18 protein-coding genes and 4 tRNA genes are annotated in these 23,934 nt (G+C 48.3%); 12 read left to right on the forward strand and 10 right to left on the reverse strand.

What is annotated here, in order from left to right:
* Window positions 1-8 precede the first annotated feature (8 nt).
* Together KQY15_RS01040 and KQY15_RS01045 are read right to left on the reverse strand one after the other, a co-directional pair.
* Window positions 9-2,495 (reverse strand): ABC transporter permease, encoded by a 2,487-nt coding sequence (locus tag KQY15_RS01040; RefSeq protein WP_217666541.1) that lies wholly within the window; start codon window positions 2,493-2,495, stop codon window positions 9-11.
* Window positions 2,485-3,201, reverse strand: a complete 717-nt coding sequence (locus KQY15_RS01045; protein WP_217666542.1) for an ABC transporter ATP-binding protein — start codon at window positions 3,199-3,201, stop codon at window positions 2,485-2,487. The genes KQY15_RS01040 and KQY15_RS01045 overlap by 11 nt, the downstream gene beginning before the upstream one ends.
* Here KQY15_RS01045 and KQY15_RS01050 point away from each other — a divergent pair.
* A complete protein-coding gene (locus KQY15_RS01050; protein ID WP_217666543.1) occupies window positions 3,200-3,790 on the forward strand; it encodes an arylesterase in 591 nt (196 codons plus the stop codon). The genes KQY15_RS01045 and KQY15_RS01050 overlap by 2 nt on opposite strands.
* 61 nt (window positions 3,791-3,851) lie before the next feature.
* Here KQY15_RS01050 and KQY15_RS01055 read toward each other — a convergent pair.
* From KQY15_RS01055 to KQY15_RS01070, 4 genes are all read right to left on the reverse strand, one after another.
* Window positions 3,852-3,927, reverse strand: a tRNA-Glu gene (locus tag KQY15_RS01055).
* A 31-nt stretch (window positions 3,928-3,958) separates the two neighbouring features.
* Window positions 3,959-4,034: transfer RNA gene (locus KQY15_RS01060), tRNA-Glu, on the reverse strand.
* Between the two features lie 31 nt (window positions 4,035-4,065).
* Window positions 4,066-4,141 (reverse strand) — tRNA-Glu (locus tag KQY15_RS01065).
* A 13-nt stretch (window positions 4,142-4,154) separates the two neighbouring features.
* A tRNA-Ala gene (locus KQY15_RS01070) sits at window positions 4,155-4,230 on the reverse strand.
* Window positions 4,231-4,604: 374 nt separating this feature from the next.
* On the opposite strand from KQY15_RS01070, the gene KQY15_RS01075 reads away from it, so the two are divergent.
* Entirely contained in the window at window positions 4,605-5,606 is a 1,002-nt protein-coding gene (locus tag KQY15_RS01075; protein ID WP_217666544.1) for an XrtA/PEP-CTERM system-associated ATPase, read from the forward strand.
* Between the two features lie 38 nt (window positions 5,607-5,644).
* Here KQY15_RS01075 and KQY15_RS01080 read toward each other — a convergent pair whose 3' ends face one another.
* The 4 genes from KQY15_RS01080 to KQY15_RS01095 are packed head-to-tail and all read right to left on the reverse strand — an operon-like array spanning window position 5,645 to window position 10,397.
* Window positions 5,645-7,267 carry a TIGR03016 family PEP-CTERM system-associated outer membrane protein gene (locus KQY15_RS01080; RefSeq protein WP_217666545.1) on the reverse strand — a complete coding sequence of 541 codons (1,623 nt, stop codon included), beginning with the start codon at window positions 7,265-7,267 and terminating at the stop codon, window positions 5,645-5,647.
* Window positions 7,242-8,126 carry an XrtA-associated tyrosine autokinase gene (locus KQY15_RS01085; protein WP_217666546.1) on the reverse strand — a complete coding sequence of 295 codons (885 nt, stop codon included), beginning with the start codon at window positions 8,124-8,126 and terminating at the stop codon, window positions 7,242-7,244. Before KQY15_RS01085 ends, KQY15_RS01080 begins: the two co-directional genes overlap by 26 nt.
* On the reverse strand, window positions 8,123-9,715 hold the full coding sequence (locus KQY15_RS01090) for an XrtA system polysaccharide chain length determinant (protein WP_217666547.1): 1,593 nt from the start codon (window positions 9,713-9,715) through the stop codon (window positions 8,123-8,125). Before KQY15_RS01090 ends, KQY15_RS01085 begins: the two co-directional genes overlap by 4 nt.
* 46 nt (window positions 9,716-9,761) lie before the next feature.
* Window positions 9,762-10,397: an XrtA/PEP-CTERM system exopolysaccharide export protein gene (locus KQY15_RS01095; protein WP_217666548.1), complete on the reverse strand. Its 636-nt coding sequence runs from the start codon at window positions 10,395-10,397 to the stop codon at window positions 9,762-9,764.
* A 183-nt stretch (window positions 10,398-10,580) separates the two neighbouring features.
* Between KQY15_RS01095 and KQY15_RS01100 the strand changes: the two genes are divergently transcribed.
* Genes KQY15_RS01100 through KQY15_RS01145 form a run of 10 tightly spaced genes read left to right on the forward strand, consistent with a single transcriptional unit; the run spans window position 10,581 to window position 23,934 of the window.
* A complete protein-coding gene (locus tag KQY15_RS01100) occupies window positions 10,581-11,990 on the forward strand; it encodes a TIGR03013 family XrtA/PEP-CTERM system glycosyltransferase (RefSeq protein WP_217666549.1) in 1,410 nt (469 codons plus the stop codon).
* A 5-nt stretch (window positions 11,991-11,995) separates the two neighbouring features.
* Window positions 11,996-12,847: an XrtA system polysaccharide deacetylase gene (locus KQY15_RS01105; protein ID WP_217666550.1), complete on the forward strand. Its 852-nt coding sequence runs from the start codon at window positions 11,996-11,998 to the stop codon at window positions 12,845-12,847.
* An 8-nt stretch (window positions 12,848-12,855) separates the two neighbouring features.
* Window positions 12,856-13,884, forward strand: a complete 1,029-nt coding sequence (locus KQY15_RS01110; RefSeq protein WP_217666551.1) for a FemAB family XrtA/PEP-CTERM system-associated protein — start codon at window positions 12,856-12,858, stop codon at window positions 13,882-13,884.
* 1 nt (window position 13,885) lies between these two features.
* A complete protein-coding gene (gene xrtA / locus KQY15_RS01115) occupies window positions 13,886-15,415 on the forward strand; it encodes an exosortase A (RefSeq protein ID WP_254795382.1) in 1,530 nt (509 codons plus the stop codon).
* Window positions 15,412-16,569, forward strand: coding sequence for a TIGR03088 family PEP-CTERM/XrtA system glycosyltransferase (locus KQY15_RS01120; protein WP_217666552.1), 1,158 nt, complete (start codon window positions 15,412-15,414; stop codon window positions 16,567-16,569). The genes xrtA and KQY15_RS01120 overlap by 4 nt, the downstream gene beginning before the upstream one ends.
* A 4-nt stretch (window positions 16,570-16,573) precedes the next feature.
* Entirely contained in the window at window positions 16,574-18,490 is a 1,917-nt protein-coding gene (locus KQY15_RS01125; protein ID WP_217666553.1) for an XrtA/PEP-CTERM system amidotransferase, read from the forward strand.
* A 2-nt stretch (window positions 18,491-18,492) separates the two neighbouring features.
* A complete protein-coding gene (gene asnB / locus KQY15_RS01130; RefSeq protein ID WP_217666554.1) occupies window positions 18,493-20,412 on the forward strand; it encodes an asparagine synthase (glutamine-hydrolyzing) in 1,920 nt (639 codons plus the stop codon).
* Window positions 20,409-21,635: a TIGR03087 family PEP-CTERM/XrtA system glycosyltransferase gene (locus tag KQY15_RS01135; protein ID WP_217666555.1), complete on the forward strand. Its 1,227-nt coding sequence runs from the start codon at window positions 20,409-20,411 to the stop codon at window positions 21,633-21,635. The genes asnB and KQY15_RS01135 overlap by 4 nt, the downstream gene beginning before the upstream one ends.
* A complete protein-coding gene (locus KQY15_RS01140) occupies window positions 21,632-22,948 on the forward strand; it encodes a nucleotide sugar dehydrogenase (RefSeq protein ID WP_217666556.1) in 1,317 nt (438 codons plus the stop codon). The genes KQY15_RS01135 and KQY15_RS01140 overlap by 4 nt, the downstream gene beginning before the upstream one ends.
* A complete protein-coding gene (locus tag KQY15_RS01145; RefSeq protein WP_217666557.1) occupies window positions 22,945-23,934 on the forward strand; it encodes a hypothetical protein in 990 nt (329 codons plus the stop codon). Before KQY15_RS01140 ends, KQY15_RS01145 begins: the two co-directional genes overlap by 4 nt.

Consider the following 23,934-nt stretch of genomic DNA (forward strand, 5'->3'; position numbering starts at 1 on the left):
AAACCTAATCAGCTTTGGATAACCCGCCGGATCAGCACGGCACCTGGAATTTGCAGTAACCGCCGTAGTTGCCACCAGCCCAGTAAACTGACTGACACTATGCCAATAGCCGGCCCCATCCACCACAAGGCAAAATGAAACTGAAACGGCATCTCAAACACCCGTTGTTGCAGCACCATTAATAACAGCTCTGCCAGAATAGTGGCAAATGAACCCGCCAATGCACCCAGAAAAGCAAACTCAAGCAATAGCGCATTTCTTAAAAACACATACTTGGCACCCAGTGTTCGTAATATTGCCAGCTCCTGCTCCCGTTGCTCTATTGTTGCCTGCACCTGAGCCACCAGTACCAACGCTGCAGCAAGTGCAATGATCAATAAAATAAAACTCAGGGCAATTGTTACCTGGGCAATAATATCGTTAACCTGATTAATAATGGCATCAACACTTATAACCGTTACAGTTGGCATTTGCCGGGCTAACTGATTAAGCAGATTGTCGTTGCCCTGCTGCAGGTAAAAGGCTGTGATATATGTAGCCGGAAACGTTGCCAGCACGTCCGGGCTTAAGATCATATAGAAATTCGGTTGCAAACTGTTCCAGTCAACTTGCCGAATGCTGGTAACCGTTGCCTTAACCTGCTGCCCGCCAATAGAAAAGTCAAGTTTGTCACCAAGCGTCAGCTGTAACCGCTCAGCAATTTCCTGCTCAACTGATACTTCTGCTGCGGCATTATCACTAAACCACTGGCCTTCAATTACCTTGTTGTTATCAGGTATTTGCGCCAGCCAGGTAAGATTGAGTTCACGACCGACCCCAACCCGCTGCTCGCTGCGATCTTCCTTGGTGGCTTCCTGCTGCAGTGTTTCACTGTTAATACTGATTAAACGCCCACGTACCACCGGGTAAAACGGCTCTGGCTGCAAATTATTTTCAGCAGTAAATGTGGTTACCTTAGCACGTTGCTCAGCACTGACATTAACCAGAAAATGGTTGGGTGCACCTTCCGGTATTTGCTGCTGCCACTGGCCAATCAGTTCAGAACGTAAAAAATACAACAGCAACGTCAGAAAAATAGCCAGGCTGAAGGTAATAAGTTGAAAACTGTTCGGCCATAACCTTCGGCGTAAGTTGGCCAGAGCCAGTCGCCCTGCGCTACTCTGCCCTGCAGCCACCGGTCTGGCAAGCTTAACCATAACGGCGGCAAAACCCAGTAGAATGGCAGCAAACAAAGCACAAAGTAAAAACAGACCGACACTTATCAGCAGCTCGCCACTGAACAACCACATCAGGCCCCAGATTGCTACCGCACCAAACACCAGCTGCCACTTGTCCAGGCTAACTGCTGCGGCCGGTTGCTTAAGCACCTCAATAGCAGGCGTTTTAGCCAGTTGCCATAATGGCCGGGCCGCGAACAACAACGCGCAGATAAAACAGGTAAGGGTACCAAGCAATAAAGGCCTGACACTAAACGCCGTCCGGTAATCACTGATGTAATGACTAATCCCCAGCTCAGCGGCAAAAATAGCAAGCTGGCCGCCAATTAACCCAAGACCCAGGCTAAACAGTACTACCAACAGTAAATGGCTGCCGTACAGTAACCTGGCTCTGCCGGTGGTGGCTCCAAGCGCCTTTATAATGGCTACTGCCTGAGTATGCCGTTGGCTGTAGCGGCTTGCCGCCACCGCCGCCGCACAAGCCGCCAGCACTATCCCTAATAATCCGGCCAGCAACAAAAAGCGTTCAGCCCGCTCCAGTGCGCTGCCAATCGCAGATTCCCGATCGAGGTTTCGCCAGCGCTGATGCACCGACAGTTTTGGCTCCAGTTCTGTGGTCAGGTTGTCCAGTGCTGCAGAACTGCCTGCAAATAAGTAGCGGTAACTTATCCGGCTGCCAGGTTGAACAATATTGGTTGCAGCCACGTCATCCAGGTGCATTATTACCCGGGGCGACCCACCAAAAACACTGAGTGGCGCATCAGGCTCATTAACAATAACTCCGGCCACAGCCAGTTGAGCGTCGCCCAGTTCAATAGTGTCACCTGGTTGAACCTGCAATAAATCAAGCAGCCTTGCTTCAAACCAAACTTCTCCGGGTGTCAATTGGCCGGGCGGGCCAGCGCTGATACTGGCTGAGCGGTGCAAAACCAGCTCGCCACGCAGTGGATAACTGTCGCTAACCGCCTTAACTGTGGCCAGTTGCATTTGCTCGCCGGCAAATAACATTGAGTCAAATTGCATTTGCCGGGCGGTAGCGACATCAAGCTCAGCTGCCGTAGTAAAAAAACTATCATCAAACGGCTGACTTGAACCCAATACCCTGTCGGCAGCAGTAAACTGGGCACTACGTTGCTGCAACGCACTTTTAACACTTTGAGTTATGCCGCTTAAGCTGACAACAGACGCAACCGCCAGAAACAAAGCAAAAGCGATAACCCAGAGCTCACCGCGTTTCAGTTCGCGCCAGAACAGACGACCTGCAATACTAGCCCACATTTGCAGCACCTTCTGTTGAGATATCTGCGCTAACAAAACTACCTGAGCGCATCTGATGCTGATACTGACAACGCTCTGCCAGCTCGGCATTATGGGTAACCAAAACCAGCGTTGTGCCCTGACTATCGTTCAGTTCAAACAGCAAGTCTTCTATCATTTTACCGGTTACTGCATCCAGGTTGGCAGACGGTTCATCGGCAAATAAAATGGCAGGCTTGGTAATAAATGCTCTGGCAATAGCAACCCTTTGCTGCTCACCGCCCGACAATTGCGATGGAAAAAAATCGGCCCTGGCACTTAACCCAACCTGTTCTAACAGCGCCAGGCCACGCTCTCTGGCTGTTTTGTCACCAGACAGTTCAGCGGGCAGCGTTACATTCTCCAGCGCAGTTAAACTGGGCAACAGCAAAAAAGACTGAAATACAAAACCGACATCCCGGGCCCGGACGCCTGCCCGCTCGTCTTCCGACATCTGGTGCAATGGCTGGTCTGCCATGTAAATTTCACCATCACTTGGTGTATCAAGCCCGGCCAGCAAACTTAGCAGGGTTGACTTACCTGAACCCGACGCCCCAACTATTGCAACTGTCTCCCCACGATTGATTGTAAGACTGATATCATGCAGGATAGTCAGTGATCCCTCAGGGACCTTGACACGTTTAGCAAGGTTTGACGCTTTTATATGTAATTCAGGTGTTTTATTCATGCGCATCATCTTTTTATTGTTAATCGGTTTAATCAGTCACGTCACCTATGCCGACAAGTTACTTATCTTAGGTGACAGCCTCAGTGCTGCATACGGCATGCAGCAACAGCAAGGCTGGCCGGCGCTGCTCCAGGATAAAACTGAATGGCAGCTAATCAACGCCAGTATCAGTGGCGAGACCACCGCAGGCGGTCTGGCAAGACTTCCTGCGTTGCTGACGGAACATCAGCCGGACGTGGTTCTTATTGAACTGGGTGGCAACGACGGTCTGCGTGGCTTTTCTGTAGAACTTATCCAGGCAAACCTTAGCAAAATCATTACTCTGGTTAAGCAGCATAATGCCGAGCCGTTGCTAATGCAAATACGCATTCCGCCAAATTATGGACCACGTTATGTCAGGCAATTTACCGCCCTTTATCCGCAACTAGCAGAAACACATGATATTACCCTGTGGCCTTTTTTTATGGACAGTATTGCGATTAACAGTAATTTAATGATGGCAGATGGCATACATCCGAATGTCGCTGCCCAACCAATGATTAGTGATTTTGTGGCAGACTTGCTGAAAGATTTAGAGATCAAAAAATAAGAATAATGACACGGAAGTCACGGCGATTTAAGAACTATAGAGGGAGTCAATTGAAACCAGATGGCGTCCCCTAGGGGATTCGAACCCCTGTTACCGCCGTGAAAGGGCGGTGTCCTAGGCCTCTAGACGAAGGGGACGCTGTATTCAGTCAAAGTGTGCAGATTTAAGTGGCGTCCCCTAGGGGATTCGAACCCCTGTTACCGCCGTGAAAGGGCGGTGTCCTAGGCCTCTAGACGAAGGGGACGCTGTATTCAGTCAAAGTGTGCAGATTTAAGTGGCGTCCCCTAGGGGATTCGAACCCCTGTTACCGCCGTGAAAGGGCGGTGTCCTAGGCCTCTAGACGAAGGGGACGCACTGGAAATCTTGGTGGAGCTAAGCGGGATCGAACCGCTGACCTCTTGCATGCCATGCAAGCGCTCTCCCAGCTGAGCTATAGCCCCACACTTAATACTCAGCAATTCTGTCGTAACGTTATCGCTGAACACGGGGCGCATTCTAGGGTGACACTGTAAATGTGTCAACAGTTTTTTCAGGCCATAATGTTGTTCGGCCATTTTTTAAACTTCCTGCTGAAAATTCCATCGAAAATCCGGCCTGCCTGCTGATTTTCCAATAACTTACCCTTCTCAGGGCCCTGCCACTTCCAGCAAAAACTCTTTCCCAAATCAGCCGGTAAATACCATAAAACCTGGCACAGTTATCGTTTTTAAACACAATTTTGTATACACTGCAATAATAGTGCATCTGCTGAGCAGTATGCCGGGCTAACGTTCAGCGGTCAGGTACTCGCTCATTTACGAATAAGGATATTACAATGTACGAATCCTACTACGGATTAAAAGAACGCCCTTTTCAGCTTACACCAAATCCTAACTGGTTTTTCGCCAGCAAGCTGCACAAACGTGCTCTTGCTTATCTTCAATATGGTTTAACCCAGGGCGAGGGCTTTATAGTCATCACTGGTGATGTTGGCACAGGTAAAACCACCATTGCAAATCAGTTACTTAATCAGCTTAATCAGGATGAAATAATTGCCAAGCAGATTGTCACATCCAAGCTGGCACCTGACGATTTAATCCGGATGATTGCATCAAGTTTTAACCTGGTAGTGACCGAGCATAATAAAGCCAGCTATCTCGATGCTATCTACAGCTATTTAAAGCGCCTGCATGCGCAACACCGGCGCGCCCTGCTGCTGGTCGATGAAGCACAGAACCTGCCGTTAGAATCCATTGAAGAGTTAAGAATGCTGTCAAACTTTCAGGTAAATGGTAAACCTTTGCTCCAAAGTTTCTTATTAGGCCAGAACGAGTTAAACCCGATTATTCAGGCCCCTAACATGGAACAGTTTCGTCAACGCATTATCGCATCGTCTAACCTGACGGCATTGCAAACGGACGAAACACGTGCCTACATTGAATTCCGGCTTAATCAGGCAGGCGCCAGAGCAGGATTAATTGAAGATGCCTGTTATCCGCATATTCAGCAATTTAGCCGTGGTATTCCAAGGAAAATCAACTTATTAATGGACCGGGTTATGCTATACGGCTATCTGGAAGACCTTACCAGCATTGGCCAACAAGATGTGCAGGCCGTTATCAGTGAACTGTCGCAAGAGGTCGCTAATCAGGTGGTGCCAACGCCAGAATCAAAAGCTAGAATCACTGCAGAAACCATGCCTGAGCAGGAAGTGCTGACAGAGCTTAGTGCACTACTCGACAATTCATTAGAACAAAAAGTGAAACTGGCCAAAGAACTTGATCAGCTGCTTAAAAAGCAAAAACAGCTGTTAGATACTCAGCAGAAAGACAACTAACACCAGAAGAAAAACAGGGTTGGCTAACTTCTAAAAATTTAAAAATTATAAATATACGTTAGCCATGCCCGGTTTTCACTAGCTGTAAAGCTATCAATGCTGGAGTTGCGCTCTGTTCTGCGCAGCGACAGCGACAACTCCGAGTGCTCGGACAAGGTCATATCGTAGCCGACACTCATCAGAATGTTATCGTCTTTGCGGTTGGCAAACTGGTAATCAATCTGGTAAACCCGCAACGAAGCATTAACACTGCTTCGCTCTGAAAAACGCCAGCCAGTGCGTAAACTCACGCTCAAACTTGTCTGCTCCTGATTACGTTCCACATACTCAATATCAGTCGCATTCAGCAGCAAATTAACAGACAAACGCCTTTTAGTATAACCAAGGGCAAAACTGGCAGAGCGTCTGAGCACTAACTCCTGATCAAGCTCAAGACCAACATCAAAAACCTGCTGATAAGACTCCCCAGGCTGCGGAGTATAATTTGCATTAGGTGGCCGGAAACAGTCAGTAACTTCAACAGCGCCTTCCGGGCACACAAAAATACCTAAGTCAGTTAATTCACGGTCCAGTGATGTCTGTGTTTGCACTGTATCGGTAACATTCAGGCGTACAGTTAACGCCCGGATGTTGTATTGGCCTGCAACATTTGCCGTCCGGCCAAAATAGCGGCGATCATATGCTCCTTCAATCGAAGTACGTCGGCTGGGTGCCAGATAAAATTCCGTTGCCCAGTACGTATTTTCTTCATCTTCTTCTTCAAAACGCTCGGTGGTAGAACGGTTAACCGAAACATTTACCCACGATACCCGACCTAATTTCAGCTCAAGTCCAGCGCCGTATGACGAAAACTCATTCTGGTAAAAGTTATTGTTATCGGTGTATTCGTAACTGCCACGGCCAATTAATGACAGTCGCGAAGAGAGCGGCACCCCAAATATCGCCTGAGCTACCCTGTTATTATAATCACGAAGTTGCTGACGCTGGGTTTTACCAACTGCGCCTTCAAGTCGCCAGAACATGGTACTGGAGCGATCACGGCTGGCCAGTAACAAGCCGGCACGATAACTGTCATTGTCAAACGCGGGTAAGCCATCATCATTATCAGGCTGGTCATATTCGCTATGGTTATATTCCAGTCTCAGCGCTGCATCCAAATCACTATAGCGGGCGGTAGCCAGATTTAAAAAACTACCATAAGAGGTTACTTCGCTTAAATCGCCGCCAGCGGTAATTTTGTCGTTAAAAATACCACTTCGGGTGTTACGCACCTGATAACTATTGCGGGCATTTACGCCCCATGTCAGACGATCGTCAAACAACGACAGAATATTATTAAAGTCAAATTCATCATAACTTCTGTTTTCACGTTGGCTGTCTTCGTAAAATAACGACTCATGTTGCCAGCTAAAACGGGTTTGTAATACTTTAGAAGTCAGGGATAAAGCGATGGACGGCGATATCACTACCGCTACCCCATCATCAGTACCGTCCGTGCCAAACTCGTCAATCTGATACGCATAAGTACTGGTGCGTATTTGCGGCGAGATCTGTGTTTCCACCGCTACGACCGGCCCCGCCGTCAATGCCGCTGCTGATATTATTACCCCAGAGGCAATTAATGCATAGCGTGGCTTAACTTGCGCCATAGTAATAGCCATACCCATAACCTTTTCCCTGGTTCCGGTGTGCTTTATTAATCAGAAAACCCACTGCCATTTCTTCTGGCAGCAACGATACTGACTGCTCAATTTCAGCCAGCCGGGTACGATTTTCTTCCACTACCACAACTGCCTGGCCACACATTGCCGCCATCACAGCTGTTTCGTTAACGCCCAGCAACGGAGGCGCATCAAAAATAACAATCCGGTCAGAGTAACGGGTGGCAAACTCATTAACCAGTTGCGCCATGCGCTCGCTGGCTAGCAATTCTGTAGACAAGTGATGAGGTGAGCCCGCAGTAATAATTTTCAACCGCTCCACATTTGTACTCAGCAGAATATCAGGCACCGTCACATCGGTAGACTGTAAATAATCTGTCAAGCCCAAACTATGGCTTATATTCAGTGTCTTACTAACATTCGGCCGTAATACATCGGCATCAACCAGCAGTACTGTTTTGTCCTGCTCTAAGGCAATACTCAACGCCAGATTGATAGCCGAAAACGTTTTGCCCTCACCGGGCCTGGAGCTGCTAACCAGGATCAGGTTAGGATGCTGCAATGTTTTACTCAGCACCCCAAACGCATTGTTAATAAGTTTACGCTTTATAACCCGATACTCTTCGTTAATCAGCCGCCGCTCTTTTGACAATGAAACAAAATTGTTTTTTTCGAGCCTGGCCAAATCAAGCTGCACACTATGAGATGAGCCATCCCGGTTACCCGCATTATCTGAACCAGAGTGCAACATATCATTGTGCTCAGCCTCAAGGCCTGCGGCATTCTGCTGTGTGCTGCTATCGGTGCGGCCAGTGTTATCTCGATTTAACTTAGTCACTGCTTTTTCAATAGTACTCATCGGATTACCCTTAACAACAACTCAGCTGACCGGCCAAACAGCATCTCATTACTCAATAGAGCTAAGTAACACAACACCAAAGCACCGCTTAACGCAGTAAAATAGACAAAATGAAGCCGGACCTGTTTTAAAATTGCGCCTTTCTCAGTATGAGAGACCACGCCAAATACCGGCAAGTTAGAAATACTTTGCAGTTGCGAAGCGCGGGATAACACGGGTGAAATCAGGCTGCGTAAAAAAGCCATAGCCACACCTGCTGCCACACCAAGGAACAATACCGCGGTATAGTACAAGCCTCGTGGCGGTCCTGACGGGGTTAACGGCACCCGCGGCGGCTCAATAATATTAAACTGAACATCCTGCTCAGTGGCTTCAGCCCGGCGAGACAATTCAGCCTGCTCCCGCTTACCCAGCAACGCTTCATATTTTGACTTAGTGATCTGATAATCACGGTTTAAACCAGTAAATTCCGCTTCAATTTCCGGAATAAGGTTCAACTTACTCTCCAGATCGTCCACTCTGTCTGCATATTCCTGCACGCGGACCCGGGTTGACGCAACTTCAGTTTCAAGCCGGGCAACGTTAATTCTTAACTCCTGATAAACAGGATTCTGATTAAAACCACCTGAACTGCGACCTTCTGGCGAGCTATTGGCTACAAGCTGCAACTCTTCTTCGCGTTGCGCTTTCAAACGCTCAAGCAGGCGCTTTGTCTCCTGAACATCCGGATGATTTTCAGTATAACGGATCATTAAGCTATCCAATTGAGAGGATAACGAGCGGATCCGCTCATCATACTGAGTAGGTACACCACCACCACCACCGGCGAATGGCATAACCCCAAACACGGGTTCTTCACCCGTTAACTGGCTCCTGGCCGATGCCAGCCGGGTTTCCTGCTCACGAAGTTCCAGTCTTGCTGCTTCAAGCTGGCGTTTTTGCTGGTTTAACTGGCTGTAGTAATCACTCTCGTTCCCCTGCAGCATCGCCATCCGGTTCTTTTTAAAATCAGACAAACGCAATTCAGCTTCAACCAGCCGGTTTTCATATTCTGCAATTTCGCTATTCAGAAAGCTCTCGGCTGCCTGTGAATCGGCCCGGCTTGAACCCAGCCGGTTCTCGACGAAGGTATTTAACGTTTCCTGCACCACACTTAATGCCTTTTGCGGTACCGGGTTACTGTATGAGATGACGTAAATATTTTCCCGACCAGAGCCGGACACTTTAATATTCTTTTGCAAAGAGTCGATTAAAGCTTCAAATTGCTTCTCGTCTTTTGCCTGAATATCCAAATCAGTGGCTCTGGCAATCTTTTCCAGATTCGGCCTGCTTAACAGCGTCCGGGCCATTAGTTGTATTTCCTGATCGGTATTACTTCTAAGCGCAAGGCCGCGTAACAGAGGTTCAAGAAAAGTGCGGGTTTCGACAAAAAGCCTGGCGTTGGCTTCGTAGGTTGGCGGCAAACTGTAAACATAAAACCAGCCTACAGGACATATCAGCCAGGCGGTAATAACAATATAACGACGGCGCAGCCAGATCCCCTGCAAATAGGTATGAACCAGCTCTATCGCCTGTTGCAACTCTTTCATTTATCCTCCGTGAACAACATATCCATTACAGCCAGCAGACTAGCTACTAAAACCATGCTTCAGGGATAATCACAATGTCACCGGGCAGAATATCTACGTTAGCGCTGATATTGCCATCCCGAATTAAGTCATCCAGTCTAAGATTGTAGGTTACCTGGCCTCCATTGCTGGTTCGAACCAGTTTAGCGCCGTTGCCATCGGCAAATTCAGTTAATCCACCAACGGCTATCATCAGGTCCAGCACCGTCATATATTCACGATAACTTACGGCTTGCGGATTGGTCGCTTCACCAATTACCCGGACCTGCTCACTGTAAGGGCCAACAAAATTGGTAACAGAAACAGTAACAACCGGGTCACGAATGTACTTACCCAAAATTTCTTCCATATCGCGGGCAACCTGAGTCGGTGTTTTACCACTGACCGGTACATCCTCAACCAGGGAAGTTGAAATTTTGCCATCTGGCCGGACGATAAAACTACCCGACAGCTCCGGATTACGCCAGACGAAAATCGACAGAACGTCATTGGGGCCAACCAGATACTGATAATCTGAAACCGTAGTAGTGAGAGATTCCTGCACAGTAGCGCGGGGGAGTTGACGCTTGCTGGAACAAGCGGTGATAGTACTTAGTATTACCAGCACCATTACCAGTGCCGCTAAGAGTCGGTTTGCAATCATAAAAACGCGTCCTTTTGTTTGCTGCGGGATTAATATAACGCAAAACTTTACTCTTGTGCTGCATTTTTTGAAAATTTAATTTATATCATGCACTAGAAAAAGCCGGATAATTAGGCTAAATTATAGCCCACAGTGCAGTAGCCGGAATGTCTGCACAAGCAACAGATGCACAAGGAAGTCGTTATGGGCACGTATCGCCGACACGGAAAGAGTACCATCGCTGACAAGCTGTTCCTGATTAGCGAAGTTTCGCTGTTATGTTTGTCAAGTTTAGTTGCCAGTTATATTTATAACTCACTCAACCCTCACATCTCTCTCGATTACCGGTTAATAAACGCAGCATTGTTTGCTGCAGCGGTAATGCTGTGCGCGCTGTCAGTCGGTCTGTATGACCAGAAATTAAGAGAAAGCCATGGCGGTATTATTAAAAGGGTGCTGATAACCCTGTTGTTCAGCGCTTTGCTGCTGGAAGGCATTGTGTTTAACCTGCTACCAATGCTGCATATCAGCAGCTTATATCTTGCAATTGCCTCGCTGATTGCACTGTTCAGTCTGACGGCTTTCAGAGCACTGTTTCACTATAACGATATAACCCGGATAAGCCGGCGGCGGGTGTTAGTGTTAGGTGCCGGTGAGCGTGCTTCTATTATCGAGCGCAGAATGCGGCGCAATGTCGACAGACGTTTTTTCGAGTTGGTAGGTTTTGCGCATATCGATGGTGACAAGTGCGCCAGCATACCAGAAGAGAAACTGGTCACCTTTGATTATAAAGAAAACCTGTTTCAGTATGCTATCGACCACGGTATTGACCAATTAGTCATTGCCTGCGACGAACGCCGCAATATGCTTCCGGTTGAAGACTTGTTTAAGTGTAAAAGCCGCGGCATTGAGGTTATTGAAATACTTGATTTTATTGAACGTGAAACCGGCCAGATTGCAGTCAATTTAATTTATCCAAGCTGGATAATTTATGGCAACGGTCTGGATCTGAATCAACGTTTTAAAACTAATCTCGATTACAAATTGAACCTGGTGCTGGCGCTACTTATGTTGCTTGTCACCTGGCCAATTATGTTGATTACCGCCCTGCTTATCTACCTTGAAGATGGCCGTAAAACCGGCGCATCAGTGTTTTACCGGCAGGTCAGGGTTGGCTTTGATGGCAAGCCTTTCTACATTCTTAAATTCCGGAGCATGAAGCCAGACGCCGAGAAAAATGGTGCCCGCTGGGCAAGTTTAGATGACGACCGCGTTACCCGGGTTGGCAAATATATCCGTAAGTACCGGATTGACGAGTTGCCGCAACTGATGAATGTGTTAAAAGGCGAGATGGGATTTGTTGGCCCACGCCCCGAGCGGCCGGAATTCGTTAACGAACTGGCGAAAGATATTCCTTATTACAGCCAGCGCCATAATGTTAAACCAGGCTTGACTGGTTGGGCGCAACTTAAGTATCCATATGGTGCTACTGCAGAGGATGCTCAGGAAAAACTAAAATTTGACCTGTACTATATTAAACATCGCAGTTTATTACTGGATCTGATGATTCTTATCCGTACCGTAGAAATTGTCTTATTCGGCAAGGGGCGCTAATAAGCATGAACAAACGTAGTTCCGTGTTCAGTGCCCTGACTGTGGATGTTGAAGATTATTTTCATGTTGCCGCTTTTGAGCGCAACATTACGCCTGCTGACTGGGATAGCCTGCCGGCCAGAGTTGAAAAGAATACCACCCGGCTGCTTGACCTTTTTGATACGCATCAGGCAAAAGCGACATTTTTTATGCTGGGTTGGGTGGCAGAGCGCTTTCCTGCGCTGGTTCGTGACATCCAGCAACGGGGCCATGAAGTCGCCAGCCACGGTTATAACCATAGTAAAGCCACCAGCCAGACACCGGAAGAATTTCTGCAGGATGTCAGCCGTGCCAAAAGCCTGCTGGAAGATTTAACCGGTAATGCTGTCAACGGCTATCGGGCTCCCAGTTTCTCTATCGGTAAAACTAATGAATGGGCATTTACCTCCCTGAAACAAGCGGGCTATCTGTATAGCTCCAGTACTTATCCGGTAGTACATGATTTGTATGGCACGCCTGACTGGCCACAGCAACCTTATCTGCGAACTGAGGGCATCTGGGAATGCCCAATGCCTGTGCTGTCTATGGCTGGCCGGCAGCTGCCGATAGCAGGCGGCGGCTATTTCCGCTTGCTACCCTACTGGCTAAGCCGTCACTTTATTTCGCGTTATGTACAGCAAAAAGATATTCCGTATATGTTTTACTGCCATCCGTGGGAGATCGACCCGGAACAACCCAGAATAACAGATGCACCGCTGAAATCTCGTTTTCGTCATTATGTTAATTTAAGCAAAATGGAAGCAAAAATAGGGTGTCTGCTGCAGGATTTTAACTGGCGTTCAGTGAACGAAGTGTACCAACCTTATTTTCAAAGCTAAGGATTAGCATGTATCAGGTTTCGGGCTTAGCGCTGGGAGACCCGCGCATTACAGAGTGGGACAGATTTGTAAAAAACAGTACTGATGGCAGCTTTTTTCATCTGGCAGGCTGGCAGCAGGTGCTGGCAGATCTTGGTCATCAGGGATTTTACCTTTATGCCACGCTTGATCAGCAAATTGTTGGGGTACTGCCACTTGCCAGAGTTAAAAGCCGCTTATTTGGCGACGCACTGGTTTCTACTCCATTCTGTGTATATGGCGGCGCACTGGGCACAGACGACGTTAAACGACTGCTTGAGCAAAGCGCAATCACTCTGGCAAAAGAGCTGGGAGTCGACCATCTTGAACTGCGCTACCGCCAGCCACAAAACAATCAGTTAACTACCCGTATTCAGCATGCCACTTTTCAATGTTCGCTGGCCGACACTGACGCAGAAATTCTGGCAAGCGTTAAAAAGAAACAACGGGCAGTGATCCGGCAATCGCTGAATCAGCAGCTTAATTTTAGCCTGGACGATGGCCTGGATTGCTTTTACCAGACATATTCCCAAAGTGTCAGAAATCTCGGCACGCCGGTGTTTAGTAAGGCTTATTTTCAGTCACTGCGCAAAGTCTTTGGTGCTGATGCTGAGATCCTGACTGTTCGTAAAGACGGCAAAGCGGTATCGAGTGTGCTTAGTTTTTATTACAAGCAGCAAGTTCTGCCCTACTACGGTGGTGGAGTCAGTGAGGCACGAGAACTGAAAAGTAACGATTATATGTACTATCAGCTAATGTGCCATGCCCGGGCCGATCGCGACTGCAACAGTTATGATTTTGGCCGCAGCAAACTTGATTCCGGCGCTTACAGTTATAAAAAGCACTGGGGAATGGTGCCGGAAGAACTGCATTATCAGTATCAGTTAATTAATGCCAGTGCTTTGCCCAACCTAAGCCCTAATAATCCTAAATATCAGTTATTTATTAAGTTATGGCAAAAGCTCCCATTAACAGTGAGCCAGTGGTTGGGCCCAAAGCTTTCGCGGTACCTCGGCTGATATGATGAATAAACTCAGTAAACCTCAACTTGTAAACCCGGCGCGCTCGTACGCGATTTCACTGACGTTATTACTGCTGGTCTGGCTGCTGTGTTTCTCCCAGACAATCTGGTCTATGGTTGCAATCTGGTTGCGATCTGACACTTATGCCCATGGCATCCTGATTTTCCCAATCAGCCTGTATTTAATCTGGCGTAAACGTCAACTGATAGCCACTACCCCACTGCGACCGGCTTACCTGGCCTTACTGTTTTTACTGGCGCTGGTGGTTGGCTGGTATTTTGCAAACGCTGTGGCCGTTAATGTGGTCAGTCAACTGGCCGTCGTGTTAATGCTACCGGTGTTAGTCTGGCTATGTTGTGGCTGGCAATTATTTAAGCTTTTACGGTTTCCATTGCTGTATCTGCTATTTGCCGTGCCAATGGGCGAAAATCTGGTGCCCTGGTTACAAGACATCACTGCAGACATCACCGTCGCTGCACTACAAATCAGCCAGATCCCGGTTTATCGGGACGGCCTGTATTTGTCCACACCTACTGGCTTATTTCTTGTGGCAGAAGCCTGCTCTGGTATCCGCTATTTAATTGCTTCTGTGGCCCTTGGTATGCTTTACGCCTATCTGACCTACAGCAGCAGAGTTAAACAACTGATATTTTGCTTGGCAGCCATCATTGTGCCTATCATTGCCAACGGCTTGCGGGCTTATGGCATCGTATTAATCGCCTCACTGACTGATATGAAACACGCCGTCGGGGTAGACCATTTAATTTACGGCTGGCTGTTCTTTGGTATTGTTATTTTTATTATGTTTTTTGTCGGTGGTTTTTTTGCAGATAAAAAACAGCAGCAAGCAATAACCGGCACAGCCTTAATTGAACCGGTATCACCTGCGCTGCCGCTCAGCGGTGCCGGGATTATGTTACTGCCGCTGTTGCTAAGCCTGCTGCTACCGCCACTGTCTCAGCAACCTGCATTCAACACTCAGCAACTTGCGCAAAGCCTGTCACCTGCGGCTGACTCTCATGCATTACCACAATTTACTGACAGCTCCGCGCAATTGGCAGGTATCTGGCCACGCAATGACAATAACGTTTGGTTTTATACCGCTTTTTATCAACATATCGACGATAAAAAACTGGTTAGCTGGCACAACCAACCTTATCAGAGCAACTGGACACCGGCCAGCAGCCAGCGGCTTCAACTACAATTCGGTTCACAGCGTCTTAGCTTGCAGCAGGTTGATTTGCGGGCAGCAAACGGCCAGAAAAGGCTGCTGTGGTACTGGTATGGCAGCGGGGATTTCTGGTCAGCCGATCCTTATCTCATCACTGCAATGCAGGCGCTGGGCAAAGTATTACATTTTAGTCAGCATGGCAGTTTTTACGCGCTAAGCGTTTACTATGATGACAATCCGGACAACGCCAGCAAAATCCTGAAAGATGAATTAACCAAACGATTCGAGCTACTTGTCGCTGCCAATTCCAATAACAACGTGGAAGCGGGTCTGGCTAAACAGGTACAGCAGCCATGACCGTTCATATTTGCCATTTGTTGTGGAGTTTTCGCACCGGAGGGCTGGAAAATGGGGTGGTTAATTTAATTAACCAACTGGACCCGGCTGAGTTTCGGCACAGCATCGTCTGCCTGACTGATTACGATCCGGTTTTTTTCTCCCGGATCAACCGCGAAAATGTGCAAATATATTCTCTTAATAAGCGTCCCGGTCATGATTTAGCATCATTCTGGCACTGTTTTAAATTGTTGCGCCAGCTAAAACCCGACATTTGTCACAGCCGCAATCTGGCGGCAATGGAATATCAATTTCCGGCTATGCTGGCCAGGGTGCCATTTCGGATCCATGGTGAACACGGCTGGGATTTAACAGATCTGGCTGGCCAGAATAAAAAATACCGCCTGTTAAAACGCGTATTTAAATCAATCATTCACCATTACGTTTGTTTGTCTGAGGAAGGCTGCAATTATCTGCGAAAAGCAGTGGCGGTGCCCTCGTCCCGGCTTACCAAAATTTGTAACGGCGTCGATACCGGCCGTTTTAAACCTGATGCCAGTCAGTCAAACCCATTGCCCGAAGCGCTGGCAACCTCAAACCGGGTTATTTTTGGTGCAGTCGGCCGGATTGCAGATGTTAAAAATCAGCAGTTACTGGTAGCGGCCTATATTGCTCAGTGCCAGCAAGACGCCAGCTTTAAACAACACACCGCCCTGGTTATTATCGGCGATGGCCCAACCCGGCCACAATTGCAACAGCTACTGGCATCAGTGGGTTTACATCAGCAATGCTGGTTACCGGGCGATCGCAGCGACGTTGCCACTATTTTGCCGCAACTATCGGTTTTTGTGCTGCCATCGCTGGCCGAAGGCATTTCTAATACTATTTTAGAAGCCATGGCCTGTGGCTTGCCCGTTATCGCCAGTAATGTCGGCGGCAACGCTGAACTGGTAGAGGTTGCAGCGGCCAGTAACATGCAGACCGGCTGGTTGTTTGACAGCAACAATAAATCACAGTTGCAGCAGTTGCTGCTGCAATGCCAGCAATCACCAACGACACTGCAGCAACTGGGGCTCAATGCCAGAGCTGCAGCCGGGCAGAAATTTAGTCTTGATATTATGGTGGCCGCATACAGGCGCTTATATCTGGACGGTAGTAAACAACAGGAAGGTTAAACAGATGTGCGGTATTGCCGGAATTTTACAGCTAAACAACACCACTGAGGTTAACCAAAGCGTATTAAAGCAGATGAATACGTCGCAGTCACACCGCGGCCCGGACGACGATGGCTATCATTTTGAGGCCGGGATTGGTCTGGCACATCGCCGCTTATCTATTATTGATATTGCCGGCAGCCATCAGCCACTGTTTAACGAAACCGGCGATGTGGCAGTAGTTTTTAATGGTGAAATATATAATTTTGCTGAACTGACAACAGAGCTTAAAGCCCGTGGCCATGTGTTTTCCACCCATGGCGATACTGAAACCATTGTTCATGCCTGGGAAGAATGGGGCGTAGATTGTGTTCAGCATTTTCGCGGCATGTTTGCTTTCGCTATCTGGGATCGCAACAAACAACAATTGTTTATGGCCCGCGACAGAATGGGGATCAAACCACTGTTCTACAGTTTGCTGCCAGATGGTCAGTTGTTGTTCGGCTCTGAATTAAAAGTGCTTACTACTCATCCTCAGTTTAATAAAGAGCTTTATTATCAAGGCATAGAAGACTACTTTACCTTTGGCTACATTCCCGAGCCGCATACTATTTACGCCAATGCCTTTAAAATGAACCCGGGCCACTATCTGCTGATAGATAAAACCCTGCTTGCAGATAAAAGCAGCCCCACCGCCCTGAAACAAACTCAGTACTGGGATATCGATTTCAGTCAGGCCGTGTTAACCGAGCAGGAAGTGAAATCTGAACTGCTCGATCGCTTAAAAGAAGCGGTTGATATCCGGCTGATTGCCGAAGTTCCGCTGGGAGCTTTCTTGTCTGGTGGCGTCGACTCCAGCGCCATCGTGGCCCTGATGGCGCAATTACAACAAGACAAAGCAGTAAACACCTGCTCAATAGGCTTTGACGACCAGCAATTTGATGAAAGTGACTATGCCACTCAGGTTGCCAGACAATATCAGACCAATCATCGCAGCGGCATGGTCGATCGTGATGATTTTTCACTGATTGATAAATTAGCCGCGCTGTACGATGAACCTTACGCTGACAGTTCTGCTATGCCAACATACCGGGTATGTCAGCTGGCCCGTAAACACGTTACCGTTGCGTTGTCCGGCGACGGTGGCGACGAGCTGTTTGGCGGCTACCGGCGTTACCGCTATCAGCTGCATGAAGAAAAAATGCGTGGCATTATGCCGCAGGCTATCCGGCAGCCGCTGTTCGGTACACTGGGTAACCTTTATCCGAAACTGGACTGGGCGCCCCGCTTTTTAAGAGCAAAAACCACTTTTCAGTCACTGGCCATGAATGCGGTGTCCGGCTACTGCAATACCATGTCAATTATGCGCTCTGATGCCAGAGCCGCATTATTTTCGCCAAAACTTAAGCAAAAACTCGGTGGCTATCAATCGGTAGAAGTGTTTAAGCGCCACGCCGCCAATGCCAATACCGATGATCCGTTAAAGTTAGTACAGTACCTTGATATGAAAACCTATCTGGTGGGCGATATTTTGACCAAAGTAGACCGGGCCAGTATGGCCCATTCTCTGGAAGTAAGGGTACCGCTGCTGGATCATAAATATGTGGAATGGGCCACACGCTTGCCCAGTGCCATGAATATCCGTGGCAACGAAGGTAAAGCCGCCTTTAAACAGGCACTGGAACCGCATTTGCCACATGATATTCTGTACCGTAAAAAAATGGGCTTTGCCGTGCCACTGGCCGGCTGGTTTCGCGGCCCGCTGAAACAAACCCTGCAACAGGCATTGCAATCTGAAGCGCTGGCCGATTCGGGCTTGTTTAATCAGCATTACATTCAACAGTTGTATCAGCAGCATGTTAGCGGTAAACGTGATCACAGTTCAGCATTGTGGACCCTGCTGATGTTTTCCCAGTTTTATCGCCAGCAGTTAGGACAGTAATTATGTGTGGTATTCACGGCGTTGTTGCCTTAAAACGACCACAACAATTTCCCGCTAAGTGGCTGGATATGATGGGTGATATTACCGCCCATCGTGGCCCCGATGACAGTGGCAGTTATCTTAACAACAATGTTGCGCTGGGCATGCGTCGCTTATCAGTTATCGATCTAGCAGGTGGCCAGCAGCCTATCAGCAATGACGATGGCAGCCTGGTGCTGGTTTGCAACGGTGAAATATACAATTACCGCGAGCTGCGGGCACAGCTGGCAGAGCACTACACTTTTAAAACCCAGTCAGATGTTGAAGTTATTCTGGCGCTTTATCAGCAATACGGTGTCGACTGCCTGCAGCATTTAAATGGTATGTTTGCTTTTGCACTGTGGGATAATAACCGGCAGCAACTGCTGCTGGCACGGGACAGGCTGGGTATTAAACCACTATATCTGAGCCAGCAAGATGGCTACCTGGCCTTTTCCACTGAAAGTAAGGCCATTCTTGCCTTGCCCGGCATTGAAGCTGCAGTTTGTCCGCAAGCGCTGGAGCAGTATCTGCAGTTAGGTTATGTCCCCGCCCCCTACTCGATGTTTAAAGGCATTCAGAAACTGGAAGTTGCCAGTTATCTGCTGGTCAATGATCAGGGCATGCAACAACATCAGTACTGGCAGCCTGATTTCAGCCAGACCGAGCAACTTAGCGAGCAAAGCTGGGCCCGTAAAATTCGTAACCAGCTGGAAAGCTCAGTAGCGATGCAAATGGTCAGTGATGTCCCTATTGGTGCTTTTTTGTCCGGTGGTGTCGATTCCAGTGCCGTGGTTGCGCTGATGTCAAAACACAGCAAAGGCCCGGTACAAACCTACGCCATAGGTTTTGATACCGGCGATGCGGCCAGCTTTTACAATGAATTACCCTATGCCCGTGCAGTGGCCGAGCAATTTGGAACTGAACACCGGGAAATACTGGTTAAGCCCGATGTGGTCAGTCTGCTGCCAAAGTTGTTGTGGCATATGGATGAACCTGTTGCCGACAGCGCCTTTATTACCACCTATCTGGTATCAGAATTTGCCCATAAAGATGTTACCGTTATTTTATCCGGCGTTGGCGGGGATGAGCTGTTCGGAGGCTACCGGCGCTACCTGGGTGAACATTATCTGCAAAAGTACCGGCGTCTGCCTGGCTGGCTACGGCAAAAACTGCTGCTGCCTCTGGCAGGCAAGTTACCAAGTGACCGCCACTCGAAACTGCTTAATACATTGCGGCTGACCAAAGCATTTATTCAGTCGGCCGAGCTGGACGATGCTGAGCGGTATCAGCGCTATATGCAGGTGTTCAGCCAACAGCAGGCAGAGCAACTGTTAGACAGTGAGATACCACTGAGCACCATAAAACAGCATTACCAGCTAAGTAACGCGCAGCAAGGGTTGTGGCGCATGTTTGATACTGACCGGCAAAGCCAGTTACCAGACGATTTATTGCTGCTTACCGACAAAATGACCATGGCAACCTCACTGGAATGCCGGGTGCCCTTTCTGGATCATAAGCTGGTGGAACTGGCGGTCAGAATCCCGCAAAACTTAACCATGAAAAATGGCCGCTTAAAGCATTTGTTAAAAGAATCACTGAGTGACATTTTACCTGGCAGCATTCTGGACAGACCTAAGCGCGGCTTTGGCGCACCACTTGGCGCCTGGCTGAAACAGGAACTGGCCGCCATGTTGCGGTTGTTTGTTAATCGTGAAACCATTGAAAGCCGTGGCTTACTGAACTGGCCACTTATTGAACAAACGCTAAATCAGCATTTCAGCCAGCAGGAAGATCATACCGATCACTTACTTGCGCTAATGAATCTGGAGATCTGGTGCCGGTTATATTTAGACAAACAAAGTGCCGGTCAAATATCAGAGACAATCAGGATGTCGCTATGAAAATACTTTATGTCTGTCATCGTTTTCCGTTTCCACCAAAACGCGGCGGCAAAATCAGGCCATTTAATATGATCCGCCATTTCAGCGAGCAGGGTCATCAGGTTTATGTCGCGTCGCTGGCGCGCAATCCGGCAGAAGCAGCAGATGGTGAGGGCATTAAAGAGCACTGCCATCATTATTATGCTGCAGTGGTAAAAGAGCCGGTGCAGTTTGCCAGAATGATCCTGCGTCTGCCGCTGCTTACGCCCTCCTCGATGGGCTATTTTTTCAGTCAGGATCTGCAAAACCATATTCAGGGTTTACTGAAAGAGCATAAGTTCGATCTGATATTTGTTCATTGCTCATCTGTTGCCCAGTATGTCAGCCACGTTAAAGACACCCCAAAACTGCTGGATTTTGGTGATATGGACTCGCAGAAGTGGCTGGCATACCGCGCCTTTAAACCTTTTCCGCTTAGTCTGGGGTATTTGCTGGAAGGGCAAAAAATGCTGCGGGCCGAAAAGCGTCTGGCCGGAAAGTTCGACTTATGCAGCTGTACCACTAAAGCCGAGCTGGCAACCCTGCAAAGCTACGATACCCGGGTTCCGACGGCCTGGTTTCCCAATGGCGTTGATACCGGTTATTTTACGCCAGGTACGGCCCAGTATGAGCACCATAGTATCTCGTTTATTGGCCGGATGGATTACTACCCCAATCAGGAAGCCATGCTGCAATTTTGCCGGCAAACCCTGCCGCTTATTCGCGAACAAATACCTGACGTTAAACTTTATATCGTCGGGGCTGAACCCAGCGCCGCTATCCGGGCCCTGGCCAACCTGCCCGGGGTAATTGTTACCGGTTCGGTGCCTGATGTCAGACCTTATATTATCAATACTGCTGCCATGGTAGCGCCGCTTAATATTGCCAGAGGCACCCAGAACAAAATTCTGGAAGCGATGGCAATGGGCGTGCCGGTAGTCAGCAGCAGTCAGGCTGCCGGCGGTATTGACGCTATTGCCAATCAACATTTTTTAATTGCTGACAAACCGGTAGAGTATGCCAATGCGCTGGTGAAACTGATGCGCAATGCCTCTTACCGGCTACAACTGGCTGAAGCAGGCCGGCAACGAATGCTAACGCATCATCAGTGGCACCTGTCAATGCAGCAATTAGACAGCATCGTGCAACAATGTATAAACTTGTATCAGGAAAAGCAGCTGACACAAAGGGAAGTGCAAATATGAATATCAGTATTTTTGGTTTAGGGTATGTCGGCGCCGTTTCTCTGGCTTGTCTGGCACGTGATGGTCATAACGTTATCGGGGTCGATATTGATCCGGTAAAACTGGACCTGATAAAAAGCGGCCAGTCACCGGTTATTGAAGAAGGTATGCCGGAGCTGATGGCTAACATGGCGGCCAGCGGCCGGGTCAGCGTATCACAGGATGTGCAACACGCCATTGATAACAGCGAAGTGTCATTTATTTGTGTCGGCACCCCGTCGCAGGCAAATGGCAGCCAGGATCAAACGGCCGTTCTGCGCTTAGCTGAGCAACTTGGCAAAGCGCTGGCAGTTAAAACTCAGCGGCATACCATTGTATTTCGCTCCACCCTGTTACCCGGCACGGTAGAAGGCAGCTTAAAAAGTTTATTAGAGCAACATTCCGGCAAGCAGGATGGCGTTGATTTTGATATCTGTTTTCAGCCGGAGTTTTTGCGCGAAGGCAGTTCAATTAAAGATTACGATAATCCGCCTTTTACTATTGTCGGTGCCAATAACGAAGCAGCCCACCAGCAAATGCAGCGGCTGTTTGGCCATTTACCGGGTCAGTACCACCGTACTGATGTCAAAACAGCTGAAACGGTAAAATATTTCTGTAATATTTTTCACGCCCTGAAAATCACCTTCGCCAACGAAGTTGCCCGGTTATGTGAAGGTTTAACTGTCGATCCGTTTAAAGTAATGGATTTAGTCTGTGCTGATAAACAGCTTAATATTTCAGCTGCATATTTAAAACCTGGCTTTGCCTTTGGCGGCTCTTGCCTGCCGAAAGATTTAAGGGCCATGCAATATGTTGCTAAGCAAGCTGATATTGAAATTCCTATGCTATCCAATGTGTTATCGTCTAATCAGGTGCATTTACAGCAGGCATACAAAAAAATTCTGAGCCTGGGCTCACGCGATATCGGCATGATTGGCCTCAGCTTCAAATCAGGCACCGACGACTTACGGGAAAGCCCGCTGGTAGACCTGGCCGAGCATCTTATCGGCAAAGGCATGCATTTAAGTATTTTCGACCCCGAAGTTAACCTGTCACGTCTGCTGGGCGCCAATAAGCGCTTTATTGAGGAATCTATTCCGCACATTGGCGAGTTAATGACCAGCGACATCGACCAGCTGTTAGCCAACAATAAAGTCATAGTGCTGGGGTTAAATGATAAACATATTGTGGAACAGGTTTTAGCCGGCCTTACCCCGGAACACATTCTGGTTGATCTGGTGCACCTGAAACAAATAACTGACGTTCGAAGCCGTTATATCGGATTATGCTGGTGAAGAGGCTCATCAGCTGGCGCAGTGCTCTGGTAATAGCCGCGATGATGGTACTGCCGGTTATTTTACTGGTCAGCAACTTTCACTCCGGTACTGAGCTGGTGCGGCTACGCAATGCCATGGTGTTTAATGTTATCACTGTTGAGCAGAGCCAGTGGCCGGGTGACCAGTTTCCGCCATCTTTTAAGCAGGAAAACGCAGTACTGCCGGACGCCATTGCCCGGGTCATTATCACGCCGCCTGAGGCAGAAGACCCGCTGACACTAATGCTACGCCAGGCCGCAGTATTAAATCTGGATAAACGCCGGCGTGGCGGCGCTATTTCGGCCGATATCAGTACCACCCTGGCCGGAATACAGCAGCAGCGTGGCTATTGTGCCGACTATACCGAAATTATTAACGTATTTGGCCATGCACTCAATATCCCGGTACGGGAGTGGGCGCTGGCATTTGATGGTTTTGGCGGCCACGGCCATGCCATTAATGAAATATGGGATCAGCAAGCCAGGCGCTGGATTATGCTGGATGTGTTTAATGGCTTTTATCCGGTAGATCAGCAGCAACAACCAATGTCAGTACTGGAATTTAAACAACAACTGATTGCTGATCGCAGTCAGATCACGCTGGTCAGGTTATCCGATCAAACCTTCGGTTTTAAAAGCGACGCTCAGGCGCTGGATTATTACTATAATGGCCGGCATCAGTTTTACCTGTGGTGGGCCAACAATAATATCAGTTACGACAAACAACCATTAATTAAACTGGCAGCCAAAGTGTCACCGCATCTGGAGCAACTGGTGGCGGTTATCAGTGGTCAGTTCCCGCAACTAATGGCGATAGCAGAACCTGATAACCTGCATATGATTAACAATATGCAGCGGCTGAAATACATGTTGTGGACTTTATTTTTCTACGAGCTGCTGCTGGCATTGTTACTGCTGGCAATGCTGATAACGCTTTTTACCCGACGACGCTCAAGGAAGAAATAG

It is taken from the genome of Arsukibacterium indicum, assembly GCF_019100565.1.
GTDB lineage: Bacteria > Pseudomonadota > Gammaproteobacteria > Enterobacterales > Alteromonadaceae > Alishewanella > Alishewanella indicum.

What these genes read in the sequence shown, in the direction of transcription:
- KQY15_RS01105 (WP_217666550.1), top strand. Translation starts at nt 11,996, where the DNA reads ATGAACAAACGTAGTTCCGTGTTCAGTGCCCTGACTGTGGATGTTGAA.
- KQY15_RS01125 (WP_217666553.1), top strand. Translation starts at nt 16,574, where the DNA reads ATGTGCGGTATTGCCGGAATTTTACAGCTAAACAACACCACTGAGGTT.
- KQY15_RS01095 (WP_217666548.1), bottom strand. Translation starts at nt 10,397, where the DNA reads ATGATTGCAAACCGACTCTTAGCGGCACTGGTAATGGTGCTGGTAATA.
- KQY15_RS01140 (WP_217666556.1), top strand. Translation starts at nt 21,632, where the DNA reads ATGAATATCAGTATTTTTGGTTTAGGGTATGTCGGCGCCGTTTCTCTG.
- asnB (WP_217666554.1), top strand. Translation starts at nt 18,493, where the DNA reads ATGTGTGGTATTCACGGCGTTGTTGCCTTAAAACGACCACAACAATTT.
- KQY15_RS01050 (WP_217666543.1), top strand. Translation starts at nt 3,200, where the DNA reads ATGCGCATCATCTTTTTATTGTTAATCGGTTTAATCAGTCACGTCACC.
- KQY15_RS01080 (WP_217666545.1), bottom strand. Translation starts at nt 7,267, where the DNA reads ATGGCTATTACTATGGCGCAAGTTAAGCCACGCTATGCATTAATTGCC.
- xrtA (WP_254795382.1), top strand. Translation starts at nt 13,886, where the DNA reads ATGATGAATAAACTCAGTAAACCTCAACTTGTAAACCCGGCGCGCTCG.
- KQY15_RS01135 (WP_217666555.1), top strand. Translation starts at nt 20,409, where the DNA reads ATGAAAATACTTTATGTCTGTCATCGTTTTCCGTTTCCACCAAAACGC.
- KQY15_RS01040 (WP_217666541.1), bottom strand. Translation starts at nt 2,495, where the DNA reads ATGTGGGCTAGTATTGCAGGTCGTCTGTTCTGGCGCGAACTGAAACGC.
- KQY15_RS01075 (WP_217666544.1), top strand. Translation starts at nt 4,605, where the DNA reads ATGTACGAATCCTACTACGGATTAAAAGAACGCCCTTTTCAGCTTACA.
- KQY15_RS01110 (WP_217666551.1), top strand. Translation starts at nt 12,856, where the DNA reads ATGTATCAGGTTTCGGGCTTAGCGCTGGGAGACCCGCGCATTACAGAG.
- KQY15_RS01090 (WP_217666547.1), bottom strand. Translation starts at nt 9,715, where the DNA reads ATGAAAGAGTTGCAACAGGCGATAGAGCTGGTTCATACCTATTTGCAG.
- KQY15_RS01085 (WP_217666546.1), bottom strand. Translation starts at nt 8,126, where the DNA reads ATGAGTACTATTGAAAAAGCAGTGACTAAGTTAAATCGAGATAACACT.
- KQY15_RS01100 (WP_217666549.1), top strand. Translation starts at nt 10,581, where the DNA reads ATGGGCACGTATCGCCGACACGGAAAGAGTACCATCGCTGACAAGCTG.
- KQY15_RS01045 (WP_217666542.1), bottom strand. Translation starts at nt 3,201, where the DNA reads ATGAATAAAACACCTGAATTACATATAAAAGCGTCAAACCTTGCTAAA.
- KQY15_RS01120 (WP_217666552.1), top strand. Translation starts at nt 15,412, where the DNA reads ATGACCGTTCATATTTGCCATTTGTTGTGGAGTTTTCGCACCGGAGGG.